This window comes from Photobacterium piscicola, assembly GCF_900166965.1.
GTDB lineage: Bacteria > Pseudomonadota > Gammaproteobacteria > Enterobacterales > Vibrionaceae > Photobacterium > Photobacterium piscicola.
This window is the reverse complement of the sequence record NZ_FUZI01000029.1, coordinates 1-1,637: the sequence shown is the minus strand read 5'-3', so window position 1 is coordinate 1,637 and position 1,637 is coordinate 1. Positions and strand designations below refer to the sequence as shown.

Genomic DNA, 1,637 nt, shown 5'->3' with positions numbered 1-1,637 from the left:
CCCGTGACCGGGACTTTGCTGTGCGCTTCATCTGCGTTGATAACACCATCGGTAGCAATCGAGGTAATAGTGATCGTTGCCGCAATGTCAGTATCAATGTTGTAAATATGATCATCTGTCGCAGTAGCGCTATGACCTGCTTCATCATGAGTTGTCACGGTGGCGGTGACATTATCGGTGGTAGCGTTATCTAATACGCTGCCGTCAACCTCAGCCGTCCACGTTAACTTGCCATTGTGATTTTCTACTGTGGCCGTACCTACCGCTTTACCATCTACAGTGATCGTAACGGTATCGCCAACTTTGACATCACCACCAACGGTACCGGTTACAGGCACTTTGCCGTGGGACTCATTCTCATTGATTACATTGTCACCACCAATGGTGGTGATGGTGACACCCGCATTGATGCCAACCTGATAATTTTCTTCACTGTTTGCGGTGTCATTATGTGAACTGTATGACGTTGTGACTGTGGCAGTGGCTTTATCTGCATGCAACACATCCTTGCCCGTGACATTCACTGACCATGTGTTACCCGCCTCAACCTGGGTGTTGTAATCGGTGCCATTGATCGTCACCACGACCTTGTCACCCACTTGCACCTGACCGCCCACCGTACCGGTGATCGCAATGCTCTGCTGATGGCCTTCTTGTTGAGTAATGACGTTATCGCCAGTGATCTTATCGATATCGATAGTCGCGTTAACATCCACCGTATAATTATGCTCAGCTGTGGCGGTTTTGCTGTTGCCTGCGGTATCAGTGGTGGTCACTGTTGCGCCAACATGATCCGTATTCGCATCCAACAAGACCTTGCCATCAACAGACAAACGCCATGACTTATCCGCTTGTACTTCGGCGGTGCCTAACGTTTTTCCATCAAGGGTCACTGTTACCCAATCGCCCGCTTTCACATCGCCGCCAACCGTACCGATGATCGCTTGGGACTGTTCAGAATCAGGTCCGGTTACATTATCATCGGTAGCAATCGAGGTAATAGTGATCGCTGCCGCAATGTCAGTATCAATGTTGTAAGGGTGATCGTCCGTCGCCGTGGCACTGTTGCCCGCCTCATCCGTGGTGGTAACGGTTGCCGTCACACTATCAGCCGTCGCACCGTCTAAAACACTGCCATCGACTTCTGCCGTCCACGTTAACTTGCCGTCCTGCTCCACAACTTTTGTGGTGCCCACGGTTTGACCATCAACAACGACCGTAACGGTATCGCCGACTTTAACATCTGCGCCCACGGTACCCGTAACAGGGACTTTGCTGTGCGCTTCTTCTGCGTTGATAACACCATCGGTAGCAATCGAGGTAATAGTGATCGCTGCCGCAATGTCAGTGTCAACGGTATAAATATGATCATCTGTCGCCGTGGCACTGTTGCCCGCCTCATCCGTGGTGGTGACGGTTGCCGTCACACTATCAGCCGTCGCACCGTCTAAAACACTGCCATCGACTTCTGCCGTCCACGTTAACTTGCCGTCCTGCTCCACAACTTTTGTGGTGCCCACGGTTTGACCATCAACAACGACCGTAACGGTATCGCCGACTTTAACATCTGCGCCCACGGTCCCCGTGACCGGGACTTTGCTGTGCGCTTCATCTGCGTTGATAACACCATCGGTAGC

General features: G+C 51.7%; 1 protein-coding gene. It reads right to left on the bottom strand.

Annotation, left to right across the window (positions count from 1 at the left end; genetic code table 11):
* Nucleotides 1–1,637: Ig-like domain-containing protein (locus tag CZ809_RS20550; protein ID WP_144396223.1), on the bottom strand; the 1,637-nt coding region annotated here is incomplete at both ends.